Origin of the sequence: Amycolatopsis kentuckyensis (assembly GCF_041679295.1) — a bacterium.
Taxonomy (GTDB): domain Bacteria; phylum Actinomycetota; class Actinomycetes; order Mycobacteriales; family Pseudonocardiaceae; genus Amycolatopsis; species Amycolatopsis kentuckyensis_A.
This window is the reverse complement of the sequence record NZ_JBGDMD010000007.1, coordinates 123,785-138,657: the sequence shown is the minus strand read 5'-3', so window position 1 is coordinate 138,657 and position 14,873 is coordinate 123,785. Positions and strand designations below refer to the sequence as shown.

Genomic DNA, 14,873 nt, shown 5'->3' with positions numbered 1-14,873 from the left:
CCGGTTCACGCCGTGGTGAGCGGCAGCTCCCGCACCCCGGTCATGTTGGGGTTGATCTGGAACTTCGGCGGCTCACCCGGGATCGTGCGCAGCGCCGGGTACCGATCGAACAGGATGTCCAGCGCCACCCGGCCTTCCAGCCGCGCGAGCGGCGCCCCGATGCAGAAGTGGATCCCGCGGCCGAACGCGAGGTGCGGGTTGGGGTCCCGCAGCGGGTTGAACGTGTCCGGGTCGGTGAACACCCGGTCATCGCGGTTGGCGGCTGCCACCCAGACCAGCAGCATCTGGTCCGCGGGCACGGTCGTCCCGCCCAGCTCGACCTCGCGGTTCGTCGCGCGGGCCACCACCGCGAACGGCGACAGGTACCGCAGCGACTCCTCGATCGCCGGCGGCACGAGCGACCGGTCGGCGCGCACGCGCTCGTCCCACTCCGGGTGGGTGTCCAGGCACAGCACCGCGTTGCCGAGCAGCATCGTGGTGGTGATGTGCCCGGCCAGCAGCAGGACGTTCGCGAAGTTGACGACTTCGTTGCGCGTCAGCCGTTCCCCGTCGAGCTCGGCCTCGACGAGCTTCGTCAGCAGGTCCTCCCGCGGCTGTTTGCGCCGTTCGTCGACGTGCGTGCCGAGGTAGTCCGTAAGCGCTTTCTGCCCCTCCAGGGACTTCTTGACCGCTTCCTGGCGCCCCTCGGTCTGCTCCTTCAGCGAAAACTGCTCCGAGGAGTCGAACAGCTTGTCCACCCAGCCCTTGAACAGGTTCCGGTCGCTCGCGGGGACCCCCAGCAGCTCCGCGATGACGATCACCGGCAACGGGTAGGCCAGGTCTTCGACCAGCTCGAGCCGGCCCGGCGACCCCGCCGCGTCGAGCAGTTCGTGCGTCACCGCGGCGATGCGCGGCTCGAGGTCCGCGACGACCTTCGGCGTGAACGCCCGGCTGACCAGCTTGCGCATCTTGTTGTGCAGCGGCGGGTCCAGCTGCAGCAGGTTCCCCGCCTGCATCTCCTCGAAGTCGACGTCGATGTCCTGGCCGGCCATCATCTCCTTCGGCACCAGCCGGGTGGTGTCCGAGGAGTACGTCGCCGGGTCGCGCAGGACCTCTTCGGCCTCCGGGTGCCCGTAGACGTTCCAGAACCCGAGGTCGGCCGCGTGGTGCACGCGCTCCTCCGGCTGCTTCCCCCGCAGCCAGAACTGGGCTTCGTGGAGTCCCCAGAGGTCCGCTTGTGTGGTGGTCATGTCCGCCCCTTCTTCCCCTGTGTGGCCCCGGGATCAGCCGGGTGCCCTGGTGGGATCGTGTGCGTAGATCCCTTTCCGGTAGCCCGAGACGAGCTCCTCGAGCGCCGAACCCAATTCCGCCGCCACGTCCGCGACCGCCGCGGGATCGGGCTCCCCGGCCGGCTCGAACGCGGTGCGGATGATGTGCGCGAGGACCGCTGCCTTCTCCTCCAGTGCGATGCCGTCGAACTCGTCCGACAGCGTGTCGCCGAGGTAGAAGCCGAGCGTCGCCGCGTGCAGCGCGTAGGTCACGTTCGGGACGTCCGCGCGGATCAGCCCGCGCCGGAGCATCGCGTCCTCGAACTGCCCGCGCAGCTCGTCCTGTTGCTTGCGCAGGGCGAGATCGCCGAGCGAGCCGAACATCTCGGCGTTGCCGCGCAGCATCGCCATCACCAGCGGACGGCGGTGCGTGGTGAGGAACGACGCCGAGATCATCCGGTGCGGGAGGATCATCGCCGGATCGGCCTTGATCGCCTGCAGGATCTCGTCGGTCAGGTCGGCCGACTCGCGCATCATCAGCGCCTGGAACAGCAGTTCCTTGTTGCGCCAGTGCAGGTAGACGGTGCCCTTGCCGATGCCGACCGCGCGCGCGATGTCGTCGACCGCCACCTTCCGGTAGCCCATGCGCAGCAGCAGCTCGCCCGCCGCGTCCAGGATGCGGTCGGCGCGCTCGCGGTTGGGATGGCTCATGCGTTCGTCCACCTGCTGGTTCGTTGAGAGTTTGACCTGTTGACCAGAATCGCACTTTCGGTCAACCGGTCATCGCAACGGTAGCGCCGATCCCCGGACCGGGGCAAGTGGTTCTGTCGGTGCCGTCGGTTAACGTCATCGGTGTGGCACAGGACGAACTCTTCACCGTGAACGCCGACGTGGCGCCGCCGCCGGAGCGCACGACGTCGAACGCGGGCGAACCGCAGGCCGACCCGGCGAGTTCGCCGCTGGCCGTGCGGATGCGGCCGCGCTCGCTCGAGGAGGTCGTCGGCCAGCAGCACCTGCTGCGCGAAGGCGCCCCGCTCCGGCGGCTCGTCGAAGGCGCCGCGCCGGCGTCGGTGCTGCTGTACGGCCCGCCCGGCACGGGCAAGACGACGCTGGCCAACCTCGTCTCGATCGCCACCGGCCGCCGGTTCGTCGCGATGTCGGCGCTTTCGGCCGGCGTCAAGGAGGTGCGCGGCGTCATCGAGGAGGCGCGGCGGCGGCGCCAGTACAACGCCGAGAACACGGTGCTGTTCATCGACGAGGTGCACCGGTTCTCCAAGACCCAGCAGGACGCGCTGCTCGGCGCGGTCGAGGACCGCACCGTGCTGCTGGTCGCGGCGACCACCGAGAACCCGTCGTTCTCCGTGGTCTCCCCGCTGTTGTCGCGCTCGCTGGTGCTGCAGCTGCGTCCCCTGACCGACGAAGACATCACCGAGCTGATCGAGCGCGCGCTGGCCGACGAGCGCGGCCTCGGCGGCGAGCTGACGCTGACCGAGGACGCACGCGCCCACCTCGTCCGGCTCGCGGGCGGGGACGCGCGCCGCGCGCTCACGGCGTTGGAGGCGGCGGCGGACGCGGCGTCGGCCACCGAGGCGAAGACGATCGACCTCGCCATCGTCGAGTCCACTGTGGACAAGGCGGCGGTCCGCTACGACCGCGACGGCGACCAGCACTACGACGTCATCAGCGCGTTCATCAAGTCGATCCGCGGGTCCGATGTGGACGCCGCGCTGCACTACCTGGCCCGGATGATCGAAGCGGGGGAGGACCCGCGGTTCCTCGCGCGGCGGCTGGTCGTGCACGCCAGCGAGGACGTCGGGCTGGCCGACCCGACGGCGCTGCAGGCGGCCGTCGCGGCCGCGCACGCCGTGCAGTTCATCGGCATGCCGGAGGGCCGGCTGGCGCTGGCCCAGGCGACGATCCACCTGGCCACCGCGCCGAAGTCGAACGCGGTCGTCACGAGCATCGACGCGGCGCTGGCGGACGTCCGGGCCGGGCTGGCCGGCGCGGTCCCGCCGCCACTGCGCGACGGGCATTACGCGGGGGCCAAGAAGCTGGGCAACGCGCAGGGCTACCGGTACCCGCACAACGTCCCGGAAGGCGTGCTGGCGCAGCAGTACCCGCCGGACGAGCTGGTCGGCCGGGACTACTACGAGCCCACCCAGCGCGGTGCCGAGCGCACCCTCGCCGAGCGCGTCCCCAAGCTGCGCCGGACGATCCGCGGCGAACGGTGAGCCGGGCGGACGATTCTTCGGGCCCTGATCATCTTCGCGGCCCGAGGCGGTCAAGATCATCGGGTTTCGTAAGCTGCACGCCTCGAAGGTGATCCGACCCCGCAGGAGGCGTGCCCGTGCCCGCGACGCTGCAGTGCATCGTCCTGGATTGTCCGGAACCGGTCGTGCTCGCCCGCTTCTACCAGGCCCTGCTCGGCGGCGAGGTGGACCGGCCGGACCCGCGCTGGCGGGTCGACGAGGACTGGTCGACGCTGCACGTGGCCGGGATGGTCCTCGGGTTCCAGCGGGCCCTGGACCACCAGCCGCCGCGCTGGCCGGACCCGGCGCACCCGCAGCAGTTCCACCTCGACTTCGAGGTGGACGACTTCCGCGAGTCGCACCACGCGGTCCTCGCGAACGGCGGCCGGCTGCTCGACCCCGACCTCGGCGGCCGCGGCTGGCGCGTCTACGCCGACCCGGCCGGGCACCCGTTCTGCCTCCTCGGCGATTACTGAGCGCGTTCCGTGGGCACGTGGAGAGCATGAGCGTCGCGTTTCTCGGAACCGGAATCATGGGCGCCCCGATGGCGGCCAACATCGCGAAGGCGGGCCTCGACGTCCGGGTCTGGAACCGGACCCGGGCGAAGGCCGAGCCCCTCGCCGACGTCGCGACGGTCGCGGATTCGGCGGCCGCGGCGGTCGAAGGCGCCGACACCCTCGTGACCATGCTCGCGGACGGACCCGCGGTGGCCGAAGCGTTCGAAGCGGCTTCGCCTGCTTCGGGCACGTTGTGGCTGCAGATGAGCACGGTCGGCCTCGACTGGACCGACCGGCTCGCCGCGCTGGCGGAGAAGGCGGGCGCGGTGTTCGTCGACGCGCCGGTGCTCGGCACCCGGCAGCCGGCGGAGCAGGCGCAGCTGCAGGTCCTGGCGTCCGGCCCGGAGGAAGCCCGGCCCAAGGCCACGCCGGTGTTCGACGCGGTCGCCGTCAAGACGCAGTGGCTCGGCCCGGCGGGCAACGGCAGCCGGCTGAAGCTGGTGCTGAACGCCTGGGTGCTGGCGCTGACCAACGGCACGGCGGAGAGCCTCGGCCTGGCGCGGGCACTGGGCCTGGACCCGGCGCTGTTCCTGGAGACGATCAAGGGCGGCGGCCTCGACGTCGGCTACGCGCACGTGAAGGGCGGCGCGATGCTGTCGGGCGAGTACCCGCCGTCGTTCCCGGCGGGCTTGGCGGCGAAGGACGCGCGGCTGGTGGTGGAGGCCGCGGGCGAGGACGTCGACGTGGCAGGGGCCCGCGCGGTCCTCTCGCACCTGGAGGCGGCGGTGGACGCGGGGCACGGCGACGAGGACATGGCGGCGCTCTACCGCGCGGTGGTGAAGGAGCGTTAGCGGAGCGTCGCGAGCCGGTCCACCCCCAGGGCGCTGGTCAGGAGGCGTTCCTTCGCGTTGCCCAGGAGCTTCTGCGTCCACGGCGTGAAGCCGCCATCACCCACTTCGGCGAGCTCGCCGCCGAAGGACGCGTACACCTTGAAGCAGAGGCCCTCGTAGTACCCACCTCGGCCGCCTTCGCGGTCCGGGAACGGGTGGACCGGCACGTCCGGCACCGAGCCGAGCAGGCCCTCGAACCGCGGGTCCAGCACCGTCACCCCGAGGGAAACCTCCGTCGCGCCCAGCGCCCGGCACCCCGCGGCCAGCAGCCGGATGTGCTCGGCCAAGTGCTGCCGCTCGAAGGCCAGGTCGCCGGTGTCCCGGCCGGCCGTCACCGCGCCGAACAGCGAGAAGTGCGCGAACAGCCCCGCCGGGACCTGCTGGGCCCGCACCACCCGCTGCACCGCGGCCAGCCGGACCACGTCCTCCGCCGAGCGCCGGACCGCTGCCTCCAGGGCCAGGCCGGTGGTGGGGTCGGCGGCGACCTCGGTGCCGCGGCCGGTCGGCACCACCCGGTGCTGGGCCACCCCGCCCACCGCCGAATGGGTGCCGAGCGGGACGAGCGGCGAGAGGGTCACCAGGTCGAAGCCCGCGGCTGTGCCGAGCAGAGCGTCCTCGACCCGGCGCACCAGCGCGAACGGCAACGGGCTCGGCGCCGCGAAGCGGTCTTCGCGGTGGCGGCGCAGCACGTCGGGACCGGACAGCCGGGCCGCCCGCCGTCGTGCGACCTCCAGCTGGACCGTCGTCAGGTCCGCGCCGGGCAACGCGGCCAGCACGTCGGCCGCCGTGCCGCCCGGCCCGGAAAGGACCCGGCGCCCGGGTCCGTCGTCGTGTGCCATCGCCCAGGTGTACCGCCCCGCGACCGCCGCGGGCGACGCGTTTTCCGGCCCGCGCGGGGTGACACGGTCGGGAACCCGGCCAGGCGGTAACCTCACCAGCACCCGAAACCCGTGAACCGAGGAGGGCCCGTGTCGGCAGGGCAGATCGCCGCGTTGATCGCCGCAGGAGCATTCGTGGTGCTGGTCGTCCTGCTGGCGATCCCGCTGATCAAGCTCGGCAAGACGCTGGACGCGGCCACCGAGGCGATCGAGCGCACCAACAGCAACACCGACCCGCTGCTGATCGGCGCGAACCAGACGATCACCCACGTCAACGCCCAGCTCGAGCGGGTGGACGGGATCACGTCGAACGCGCAGGCGGTCACCGGCAACGTCTCCGCGCTGGCGTCGGTGTTCACCGCGACGCTGGGCGGCCCGCTGGTCAAGACCGCGGCGCTGTCGTACGGCCTGTCCAAGGCGATCAAGGCGCGCAAGAAGAAGAGCGCGCTGAAGGCCGCGAAGAAGGCCGCGAAGTGAAGCGGCTGTTCTGGCTCGGCGTCGGCGTGGTCACCGGTGTCGTGCTGTCCCGCAAGGCCGCCGAAACCGCTCGTCAGGCCACTCCGGCCGGGTTAGCATCGAACCTGGGCGACGCCGTGCGCGAGCTGGCCGGCGCCGTGGGTTCGTTCGGCGCCGAGGTGCGCGCGGGCATGAACGAGCGGGAGCAGGAGTTGCACGACATGGTCGAGGAGCGGGCGGGCGTCTCGGCGCCCCGCGCCGAGGGGCGCCACGCGGCCGCCGCCCGGCGCCCGGTCCGGCGAGCTCGCCGGGCGGAGGGCTGATCCGGGCCTGCCCGGACCCTCCGCCGTCGCCGTCTGATCTCGCTCGCAGCCACCAGTACAAGGACTGACCCGTGGACACACACGAAATCACCGATCGTTTCCTGCGCCATTTCGAGAGCAAGGGCCACACGCGCGTGCCCAGCGCGCCGCTGATCCTCGACGACCCGAACCTGCTGTTCGTCAACGCCGGCATGGTGCAGTTCAAGCCGTACTTCCTCGGTGAGGCGCCGCCGCCGTACCCGCGCGCGACCTCCGTGCAGAAGTGCGTGCGCACGCCGGACATCGACGAGGTCGGCAAGACCACCCGGCACAACACGTTCTTCCAGATGGCCGGCAACTTCTCCTTCGGCGACTACTTCAAGGAAGGCGCCATCGAGTACGCCTGGGAGCTGATCACCAAGCCCCAGAGCGAAGGCGGCTACGGCCTCGACCCGAACCGCATCTGGGCGACCGTCTACAACGACGACTCCGAGGCCGCGGGCCTGTGGCGCAAGCTCACCGGCCTGCCCGGCGAGCGCATCCAGGAGCGCGACGGCAAGGACAACTACTGGGACATGGGCGTGCCCGGTCCCGGCGGCCCGTGCTCCGAGATCTACTACGACCGCGGCCCGGCGTACGGCCGCGAGGGCGGCCCGGTCGCGGACGAGGACCGCTACATCGAGATCTGGAACCTCGTCTTCATGCAGGACGTCCGCGGCGACCTGAGCCCCAAGCTCGGGCACAAGCCGATCGGCGAGCTGCCGAAGAAGAACATCGACACCGGCATGGGCGTCGAGCGCGTCGCGACGATCCTGCAGGGCGTCGAAAACGTCTACGAGACCGACCTCGTCCGCCCGGTCATCGGCCGCGCGGAGGAGTTCTCGGGCCGGCGCTACGGCAGCAACCACGCCGACGACGTCCGCTTCCGCGTCATCGCCGACCACGCCCGCACCGGCGTGCTGCTGATCGGCGACGGCGTCACCCCGGGCAACGACGGCCGCGGCTACGTGCTGCGTCGCCTCCTGCGCCGCATCGTCCGCTCCACGCGCCTGCTGGGCGTGCAGGAGCCGGTGCTGCAGGAGTTCGCGAAGGTCGTCCGCGACACGATGGGCCCGACCTACCCCGAGCTGGTCTCCGGCTTCGACCGGATCAACGAGGTCGTCCGGATCGAAGAGGAGGCGTTCCTCTCGACTCTCACGAGCGGCTCGCGCATCTTCGACCTGGCGGCCGAGGAGACCAAGCGCGGCGGCGGGGACGTGCTGGCCGGCGACAAGGCGTTCCAGCTGCACGACACCTACGGCTTCCCGATCGACCTGACCCTCGAGATGGCGGCCGAGCAGGGCTTGTCCGTCGACGAAGAGGGTTTCCGCACGCTCATGAACGAGCAGCGGACCCGCGCGAAGGCGGACGCGGCGGCCCGCAAGACCGGCCACGGCGACCTCTCGGAGTACCGCAAGGTCCTGGAGCAGCACGGCGAGACCGAGTTCCTCGGCTACACCGACCTGCAGGCCGAGGCGAAGGTCGTCGCACTGCTGGAGGACGGCCAGCCGGTCCGCAGCGTCGCCGCGGGCAAGAAGGCCGAGCTGGTCCTCGACCGGACGCCGTTCTACGCCGAGAGCGGCGGCCAGGTCGCCGACACCGGCGTCCTGCTGGGCGACGGCGTCGAGCTGAAGGTCCTCGACGTCCAGAAGATCGTCCCCGGCCTGTACGTGCACCGCGTCGAGGTCGTCGACGGCGAGGTCGGCCTGGACACGAAGCTGACCGGCTCGGTCGACGCGCACCGCCGCCTGTCCATCGAGCGCTCGCACTCCGCGACGCACCTGGTGCACGCGGCCGTCCGCGGCGCGTACGGCAAGCGCGCGGCACAGGCGGGCTCGCTGAACTCGCCCGGCCGCATGCGGTTCGACTTCACCACCCCGGGCTCGGTGTCGGCGGACGTGCTGACCGAGGTCGAGCAGGAGGTCAACGACTACCTGCAGACCAACGTCGAGGTGCAGAGCTACACCACGACCAAGGACAAGGCCCTCGAGCTGGGCGCGGTCGCGCTGTTCGGCGAGAAGTACGGCAACGACGTCCGCGTGGTCGACATGGGCGACTACTCCCGCGAGCTCTGCGGTGGCACGCACGTCGAGCGGATCGGCCAGCTCGGCCTGGTCAAGCTCGTCTCCGACGCTTCCATCGGTTCCGGCGTGCACCGCGTCGAGGCGCTGGTCGGCACGGACGCGCTGAAGTACGTCCGCAAGGAGCAGCTGCTGGTCTCGCAGCTGGCGAACACCTTCAAGGTGCCATCGGACCAGCTGCCCAGCCGCATCGAGGACGTGCTGAGCCGGCTGAAGAACGCCGAGAAGGAGATCGCGCAGCTCAAGACCCAGCAGGTGCTGGGCTCGGCGGGCTCCCTGGTCGACAAGGCGCAGGAGATCGGCGGCGTGACCGTGGTGGCCGAGGTCGTCCCGGACGTCGACGGCACCGGCCTGCGCGCGCTGGCCTCGGACATCCGCGGCCGGCTCGGCTCGCGGCCCGGCGTGGTGGCGCTGTTCTCGCCGGCCGGAGAGAAGCTGAGCTTCGTCGTCGCGACGACCAAGGCGGCCCAGGACAAGGGGATCGCCGCGGGCAAGCTCGTCCCGTCGTTCGCCGAGAAGATCGGCGGCCGCGGCGGCGGCAAGCCCGACATGGCCCAGGGCGGTGGCACGAACCCGGCCGGCGCGGCCGACGCGGTCACGGCCCTGCGTTCGGCGATTGCCGGCATTGGTTAACCGCGGAAACCGCGGCCCGGACCGGCCGGGAGAGGCCGATCCGGGGCGCGGCCGTCGCCTCGGCGTCGACGTCGGATCCGTCCGGGTCGGGGTGGCGCTGAGCGATCCGGCCCCCGTGCTGGCGTCGCCATTGGTTACCCTCTCCCGCGATGCGACCGACGACAGTGATCTGGACCAGCTGGCCGCCCTCGTCACCGAGCACGAGGTGGTCGAGGTGATCGTGGGCCTGCCGCGAACGCTCGCCAACCGCCACGGTCCGGCGGCCGAGCTGGCGATCGCGTATTCTGAACGCCTGGCCGGGCGGATAGCGCCCGTGCCGGTCCGGCTGGGCGACGAGCGGCTGACCACGGTCACCGCATCCCGCATCCTCTCCCAGCGCGGGGTCAAAGGCCGCAAGCAGCGCGCGGTGGTCGACCAGGCCGCCGCCGTGGAGATCCTGCAGGCCTGGATCGACGCCGCCGCTGCGCACCGCGCCCGGGAGGGAGACCGATGAACGACGAGCAGCCCCCTCGCGGGCGCAGGCGACTCCGCGAACCGGGACCGGCCACCCCGCCGCCGTCCCGGCCGAACCACCAGGACCCGCGCGCGAGCGGGTACCAGGAGCTCCCGCAGCCGTCGCGGCACAGCGGGTCCCACGAGCTGCCCCAGCCGTCGCGCCGGGCGCGCCCCGAGCCGGGCTACGACCCGCGCCGCGACGCACCGCCGTCCGGCCGCCGTCGCCGGCTCGAGCCGCCGGCCACGCTGCCGCCGGCCGACGACGACTTCGACCCCCGGGAAGCCGAGCGCTCGGCCCCCGTCCGCGCCCGCCACGGGCTGGACGACGGCGTCGACGGCCCGCCCCCGCGCCGCGCGGCTCCCGAGCCGGGGCGCCGCCGCGCGGCCCCCGAGGAGCCGCCGCGCCGCCGCCGTCCCGCGCCGGGCCCGGAGGAGGGGGCGGACGCACGCCGTCGCCGCCCGAGTCCCGAGGAGCTGGCCGAAGCCGACGCGGCCCGCCGCCACCAGGCGATGCTGGACCTGGAAGAGGCTGCCGAAGCGCAGGCCGCCCGGCTCCGGGGTGCCCCGGACGAAGCGCCTCGGCGGCGTCGCCGGGCCGAGCCGGAGCCGGTCGAGGCCGTCGAGCCGCCGCCTGGACGCCGTCGCGCCGCACCCGAGCCGGTCGAGGCCGGCGAACCGCCTGCCGGGCGCCGGCGGGCCGCGCCGGATCCGAACGAAGCCGAGTCGCACCGGCGTCGCGCGGCGCTCGATCCCGACGCCGACCCCCGCCGCGGCGCGCCGGAACCCCCGCGGCGGCCCGTCCAGCCGGGTGACCGGTCTGTCGGCGTGCCCGAACCCGGCGTGGAGCCGCCGCGCCGCCGTCGGCCGCCGCCCCCGCCGGTCCGCGAGGACCCGCCGACCGACATCATCCCCGCACAGGCCCCGGCGGAACCGGCGCACGATGAGCCCGAAGAGTTCTTCGCCGAGGGTGACGAGTACTACGACGATTACGACGAGTACGCCGAAGGCTACGAGGACTACGACGACGCCGAGTACGACGAGTACGAGGACGAGCCGGAGCAGCCGCGCAAGAAGAAAAAGGGCAAGCGCGCCCTCGGCTGGGTCGCCGCGCTCGTCGTGATCGTGCTGCTCGCCGGCGGCGCCTACTACGGCTTCAACAAGATCTTCGGCTACGACGACTTCGAGGGCGCCGGCGACGGGGACGTGCTGTTCCAGGTCGACGACGGCGACTCGACGTCGGCGATCGGCGCGAAGCTCGCCACGGCGGGCGTCGTCGCCAGCGGCAAGGCGTTCGTCAAGGCCGGTGAGGACAACCCGAAGCTGGCCCGGATCCAGCACGGCTTCTACGTGATGAAGTCGCACATGTCGGGCGCCAGCGCGGTCGACCGGATCACCGACGGGGCCGCGCGCGTCGGCCAGCTGGAGATCCGGCCGTACACGCAGTTCGACGACATCACCCAGCCCGACGGCAAGGTCACGCCCGGCGTGTACAGCCTGATGGCGAAGGCGTCCTGCGCGCAGATCAACGGCAAGAGCACCTGCGTGACCGCCGACGACCTGCGCAAGGTGGTCGACGGCGCGGACCTGAAGACGCTCGGCGTGCCCGACTGGGCCATCGAGCCGGCGAACAAGGCCGACCGCAAGGACCGGCGGCTCGAAGGCCTCATCGCGCCCGGCCTCTACGACGTCCGCCCCGGGGCGTCCCCGCAGGAGATCATCGGGCAGCTGGTGCGCAGCTCCACCGAGGCGATCCAGAACGCCGGGCTGAGCCCGCAGTCGACCGGCCCGGGGATGACGCCGTACCAGACACTGATCATCGCCTCGATCATCGAGCGCGAGGCGGTGAAGAACGACTTCGGCAAGCTCTCCCGGGTGATCTACAACCGCCTGGCGATCAACATGCGGCTGCAGATGGACTCGACGGTCAACTACGTCCTGGACCGCCCGACGCTGGCGACCAACGACGACGACCGGAACCGGGCCGGGGCGTACAACACCTACAAGAACGCGGGCCTGACGCCGACCCCGATCTCGGTGCCCAGCGCCGACGCCATCCAGGCGGCCGTGCACCCGACGGCCGGGGACTGGGTCTACTTCGTCAAGTGCGAGAAGAACGGCCTGTCCTGCTTCGGGGTCACGTTCGACGAGCACAAGGCCAACGTCAAGCTGGCCCAGCAACGTGGTGTCTTCTGAGCCCCGCCGCGCCGCCGTGCTCGGGAAGCCGGTGGCGCACTCGCTGTCCCCGGTGCTGCACGGCGCCGCGTTCGCCGCGCTCGGCCTGACCGGCTGGACGTACGAGCGCATCGAGACGAGCGCCGAGGAGCTGCCGGCCCTGGTCGACGGCCTCGGCCCGGAGTGGGCCGGGCTCTCGGTCACCATGCCGGGCAAGCGCGCGGCGCTCGACCACGCGGACGAGGTGACCCCGCGCGCGACCGCGGTCGGCGCGGCCAACACCCTGGTCCGCACGGCCAAGGGCTGGCTCGCGGACTGCACCGACGTCGACGGCGTCACGGGCGCGTTGCGGGCGGCGGGCGGCTACGAGCCGGCGCCGTCGGACACCGCGGTCGTGCTCGGCGCGGGCGGCACGGCGGCCGCGGCGGTCGTCGGGCTCGCGGCGCTCGGCGTGCGGCAGGTGCGGCTGGTCGTGCGGGAACCCGCGCGGGCCGGCGAAACCCTCGACGCGGCGAAGCGGGCTTCGCTCGACGTCGACGTGCTTCGCTGGGCTGACGCGGACTTCGCTTCGCTGGGGACCTCGGCGGTGCTGGTGAACACCGTGCCGCCGGACGCGGTCGTCCCGCACGTGGCCGAGCTGGCGGGCGTCGCGCACGTCCTCGACGTCATCTACCACCCGTGGCCGACGCCGCTGGCCGAGGCCGTCGCGGCGCGGGGCGGCCGGCTCGCGACCGGGCTGGACATGCTGCTGCACCAGGCGTTCGGGCAGGCGGAGCACTTCACCGGGCGCCCGGCCCCGCGCGCGGCGATGCGGGACGCGCTGCGCGAAGCGACCGGGAACCTGCTGCCGCTGCCGATCTCCTGAAAACCGGTTGCGCCGGTCGATATTCTGGCGGACTGCCTTGAAGAAGGGGGTCAACCGGAATGACCAGCCAAGACGCGTTGAGCGAAACCGAGATCGAGTCGGGATGGGTGGGCGGCGACGCGCCGCAGCTCAACTCCACGGTCCTGCTCGTCGACTACGACCCGGAGTGGCCGGAGCTCTTCGAGCGCGAGGCCGAGCGGATCCGGGGCGTGCTCGGCGACCAGGTGCTCGTGCTCGAGCACGTCGGGTCGACCTCGGTACCGGGCCTGTGCGCCAAGCCGTGCGTCGACATCCTCCTCGAGGTGCCGGACTCCGACGACGAGGATGCCTACGTCCCGGCGCTGGAGGCGGCGGGCTACCGGCTCGTCATCCGCGAGCCGGACTGGGAGAAGCACCGCTGCTTCAAGGGCCCGGACACCAACATCAACCTGCACGTCTACTCGCCCGGCAACGGTCAGACCGAGCGCTACCGGCTCCTGCGCGACCGGATGCGCGCGCACCCGGAGGAGCGTGACCTGTACGCGGCGAAGAAGCGTGAACTCGGCGCGAAGGAGTGGAAGTACATCCAGCAGTACGCCGACGCGAAGACCGAGGTGATCGAAGAGATCCTCGGCCGGGCGCGGGCGGCGCAGTACGACGCGTTCAGCGAGGACTACGCGTCGCACGCGGAGAAGTCCGTGACCAACGCGCTCTACGACCGACCGGCGATCCTGGACCTGGCGGGCGACGTGTCGGGTCGCCGCGTCCTGGACGTCGGCTGCGCGGCCGGGCACCTGAGTGCGTTGCTGGCCGGGCGGGGCGCGGACGTCCTGGGCGTCGACGTGAGCGCGGGGATGGTTTCCCTGGCGCAGCGGAAGTTCGGTGACGTGGCGCGCTTCGAGGTCGCGGACGTGACCCGGCCGCTCCCGCTCGAGCCGGGCTCGATCGACGTGATCACGGCGTCGCTCGTGTTGCACTACCTGCAGGACTGGGGGCCGGCGCTCGCCGAGTTCCGCCGGGTCCTGAAACCCGGTGGCGCGCTGGTGTTTTCGGTGCACCACCCGGGGGAGGACTGGCGCTGGTTCGGCAAGGAGAACTACTTCGAGGTGGAGCTGCTCGAAGACGAGTTCCCGCCCGGTCAGCGGGTGCGCTTCTACCGGCGCCCGCTGAGCTGGACGTTCCAGGCGGTCCGCGACGCGGGTTTCGCCGTCGACAAGCTGGTCGAGCCGATGCCGGCCCCGGAGGCGGCCGAAGCCGACCCGAAGTGGGCGGCGAACCTGCGGACCAAGCCGCGGTTCCTCTACTTCCGGGCGGTCAGTCCCGCTTAGCCAGTTCCTGGACGAGGTCGACGATCTCCCGGCTGACCGGGCGGAACACCCGCAGCCGGGAGAGCGCGGCCAGCCGCGCGATCAGCGGGACGCTGCGCTCCACCAGCAGCCGGCTGCGCTTGGTCCCGGCCGAGCGGTCGTGGACCCAGTACAGCACCACGCCCATCTGGTAGAGCCACAGCAGTTCCGGCAGCTGCGCGCGCAGCTCCGGGTCGAGTTTGACGTCGGAGCCGTCGACGACCTCGCGCATGAGGCCGATCGACGCTTCGCGGGCGGCCGAGGAGTCGTCGCTGAACGGGCTCAGCGGCGACTCCGGGTCGGCCGCGTTGACGAAGAACTGCGTGCCGAAGCGGTGGTAGGGCTCGGCGACGTCCAGCCAGCACAGCAGCACGGTCTTCAGCCGGGCCGCGAAGGCGCTTTCGCCGTCGATCCGAGCGCGGGCGGCGTCGAGGTGCTGCCGGGCGATCTCGTCGTAGAAGCCCTGGATGAGCTGTTCCTTCGACGAGAAGTAGTAGTAGGCGTTCCCGACGGAGACGCCCGCCTCGGCGGCGATCGCGCGCATGGTCGTGCGGTCGTAGCCGTTCTCGGTGAACAGCCGCATCGCGGTCGTGACGATCAGGGACCGCGTTTCCTCGCTCTTGGCCACGTGCGGCACGTTAGCGCCGGCCACGTCCGGGCGCTGGGACGGGCAGCCGTTCACCTGCTGCTCACCCGGCCGGGCGAAATCCGGCATAGGGTGACCGCCGACTGGGAGGTAACCAC

The 14,873-nt window shown here is 72.1% G+C and carries 14 protein-coding genes; 10 read left to right on the top strand and 4 right to left on the bottom strand.

The window, feature by feature from the left end; genetic code table 11:
• Positions 1-5: 5 nt before the first annotated feature.
• Together ACERZO_RS29510 and ACERZO_RS29505 are read right to left on the bottom strand one after the other, a co-directional pair.
• Positions 6-1,229, bottom strand: a complete 1,224-nt coding sequence (locus tag ACERZO_RS29510; protein WP_372668038.1) for a cytochrome P450 — start codon at positions 1,227-1,229, stop codon at positions 6-8.
• A gap of 33 nt (positions 1,230-1,262) precedes the next feature.
• A complete protein-coding gene (locus ACERZO_RS29505) occupies positions 1,263-1,958 on the bottom strand; it encodes a TetR/AcrR family transcriptional regulator (protein ID WP_372668037.1) in 696 nt (231 codons plus the stop codon).
• A 143-nt stretch (positions 1,959-2,101) separates the two neighbouring features.
• Between ACERZO_RS29505 and ACERZO_RS29500 the strand changes: the two genes are divergently transcribed.
• The 3 genes from ACERZO_RS29500 to ACERZO_RS29490 all read left to right on the top strand — a co-directional run bounded on the left by ACERZO_RS29500 (position 2,102) and on the right by ACERZO_RS29490 (position 4,844).
• A complete protein-coding gene (locus ACERZO_RS29500; protein ID WP_372668036.1) occupies positions 2,102-3,478 on the top strand; it encodes a replication-associated recombination protein A in 1,377 nt (458 codons plus the stop codon).
• A 116-nt stretch (positions 3,479-3,594) separates the two neighbouring features.
• Positions 3,595-3,972, top strand: coding sequence for a VOC family protein (locus ACERZO_RS29495; RefSeq protein ID WP_372668035.1), 378 nt, complete (start codon positions 3,595-3,597; stop codon positions 3,970-3,972).
• Between the two features lie 26 nt (positions 3,973-3,998).
• Positions 3,999-4,844, top strand: coding sequence for an NAD(P)-dependent oxidoreductase (locus tag ACERZO_RS29490; RefSeq protein WP_372668034.1), 846 nt, complete (start codon positions 3,999-4,001; stop codon positions 4,842-4,844).
• On the opposite strand, the gene ACERZO_RS29485 is transcribed toward ACERZO_RS29490, so the two are convergent.
• Positions 4,841-5,722 carry a hypothetical protein gene (locus ACERZO_RS29485; RefSeq protein WP_372668033.1) on the bottom strand — a complete coding sequence of 294 codons (882 nt, stop codon included), beginning with the start codon at positions 5,720-5,722 and terminating at the stop codon, positions 4,841-4,843. The two genes, ACERZO_RS29490 and ACERZO_RS29485, sit on opposite strands and share 4 nt — an antisense overlap.
• A 129-nt stretch (positions 5,723-5,851) precedes the next feature.
• On the opposite strand from ACERZO_RS29485, the gene ACERZO_RS29480 reads away from it, so the two are divergent.
• The 7 genes from ACERZO_RS29480 to ACERZO_RS29450 all read left to right on the top strand — a co-directional run bounded on the left by ACERZO_RS29480 (position 5,852) and on the right by ACERZO_RS29450 (position 14,111).
• On the top strand, positions 5,852-6,238 hold the full coding sequence (locus tag ACERZO_RS29480; RefSeq protein WP_086678291.1) for a DUF948 domain-containing protein: 387 nt from the start codon (positions 5,852-5,854) through the stop codon (positions 6,236-6,238).
• Positions 6,235-6,540: a hypothetical protein gene (locus tag ACERZO_RS29475; protein WP_372668032.1), complete on the top strand. Its 306-nt coding sequence runs from the start codon at positions 6,235-6,237 to the stop codon at positions 6,538-6,540. Before ACERZO_RS29480 ends, ACERZO_RS29475 begins: the two co-directional genes overlap by 4 nt.
• Positions 6,541-6,611: 71 nt before the next feature.
• Positions 6,612-9,272, top strand: a complete 2,661-nt coding sequence (gene alaS, locus ACERZO_RS29470; RefSeq protein WP_372668031.1) for an alanine--tRNA ligase — start codon at positions 6,612-6,614, stop codon at positions 9,270-9,272.
• Entirely contained in the window at positions 9,265-9,765 is a 501-nt protein-coding gene (ruvX, locus tag ACERZO_RS29465) for a Holliday junction resolvase RuvX (protein WP_372668963.1), read from the top strand. The genes alaS and ruvX overlap by 8 nt, the downstream gene beginning before the upstream one ends.
• On the top strand, positions 9,762-11,960 hold the full coding sequence (mltG, locus tag ACERZO_RS29460) for an endolytic transglycosylase MltG (RefSeq protein ID WP_372668030.1): 2,199 nt from the start codon (positions 9,762-9,764) through the stop codon (positions 11,958-11,960). Before ruvX ends, mltG begins: the two co-directional genes overlap by 4 nt.
• A gap of 16 nt (positions 11,961-11,976) precedes the next feature.
• Positions 11,977-12,804 (top strand): shikimate dehydrogenase, encoded by an 828-nt coding sequence (locus tag ACERZO_RS29455; RefSeq protein WP_372668961.1) that lies wholly within the window; start codon positions 11,977-11,979, stop codon positions 12,802-12,804.
• Positions 12,805-12,863: 59 nt separating this feature from the next.
• Positions 12,864-14,111, top strand: coding sequence for a GrpB family protein (locus ACERZO_RS29450; protein WP_372668029.1), 1,248 nt, complete (start codon positions 12,864-12,866; stop codon positions 14,109-14,111).
• Here ACERZO_RS29450 and ACERZO_RS29445 read toward each other — a convergent pair.
• Positions 14,098-14,757 carry a TetR/AcrR family transcriptional regulator gene (locus ACERZO_RS29445; RefSeq protein ID WP_372668028.1) on the bottom strand — a complete coding sequence of 220 codons (660 nt, stop codon included), beginning with the start codon at positions 14,755-14,757 and terminating at the stop codon, positions 14,098-14,100. The two genes, ACERZO_RS29450 and ACERZO_RS29445, sit on opposite strands and share 14 nt — an antisense overlap.
• Between the last annotated feature and the right edge of the window lie 116 nt (positions 14,758-14,873).

What these genes read in the sequence shown, in the direction of transcription:
- ACERZO_RS29490 (WP_372668034.1), top strand. Translation starts at nt 3,999, where the DNA reads ATGAGCGTCGCGTTTCTCGGAACCGGAATCATGGGCGCCCCGATGGCG.
- mltG (WP_372668030.1), top strand. Translation starts at nt 9,762, where the DNA reads ATGAACGACGAGCAGCCCCCTCGCGGGCGCAGGCGACTCCGCGAACCG.
- ACERZO_RS29485 (WP_372668033.1), bottom strand. Translation starts at nt 5,722, where the DNA reads ATGGCACACGACGACGGACCCGGGCGCCGGGTCCTTTCCGGGCCGGGC.
- ACERZO_RS29505 (WP_372668037.1), bottom strand. Translation starts at nt 1,958, where the DNA reads ATGAGCCATCCCAACCGCGAGCGCGCCGACCGCATCCTGGACGCGGCG.
- ACERZO_RS29510 (WP_372668038.1), bottom strand. Translation starts at nt 1,229, where the DNA reads ATGACCACCACACAAGCGGACCTCTGGGGACTCCACGAAGCCCAGTTC.
- ACERZO_RS29450 (WP_372668029.1), top strand. Translation starts at nt 12,864, where the DNA reads ATGACCAGCCAAGACGCGTTGAGCGAAACCGAGATCGAGTCGGGATGG.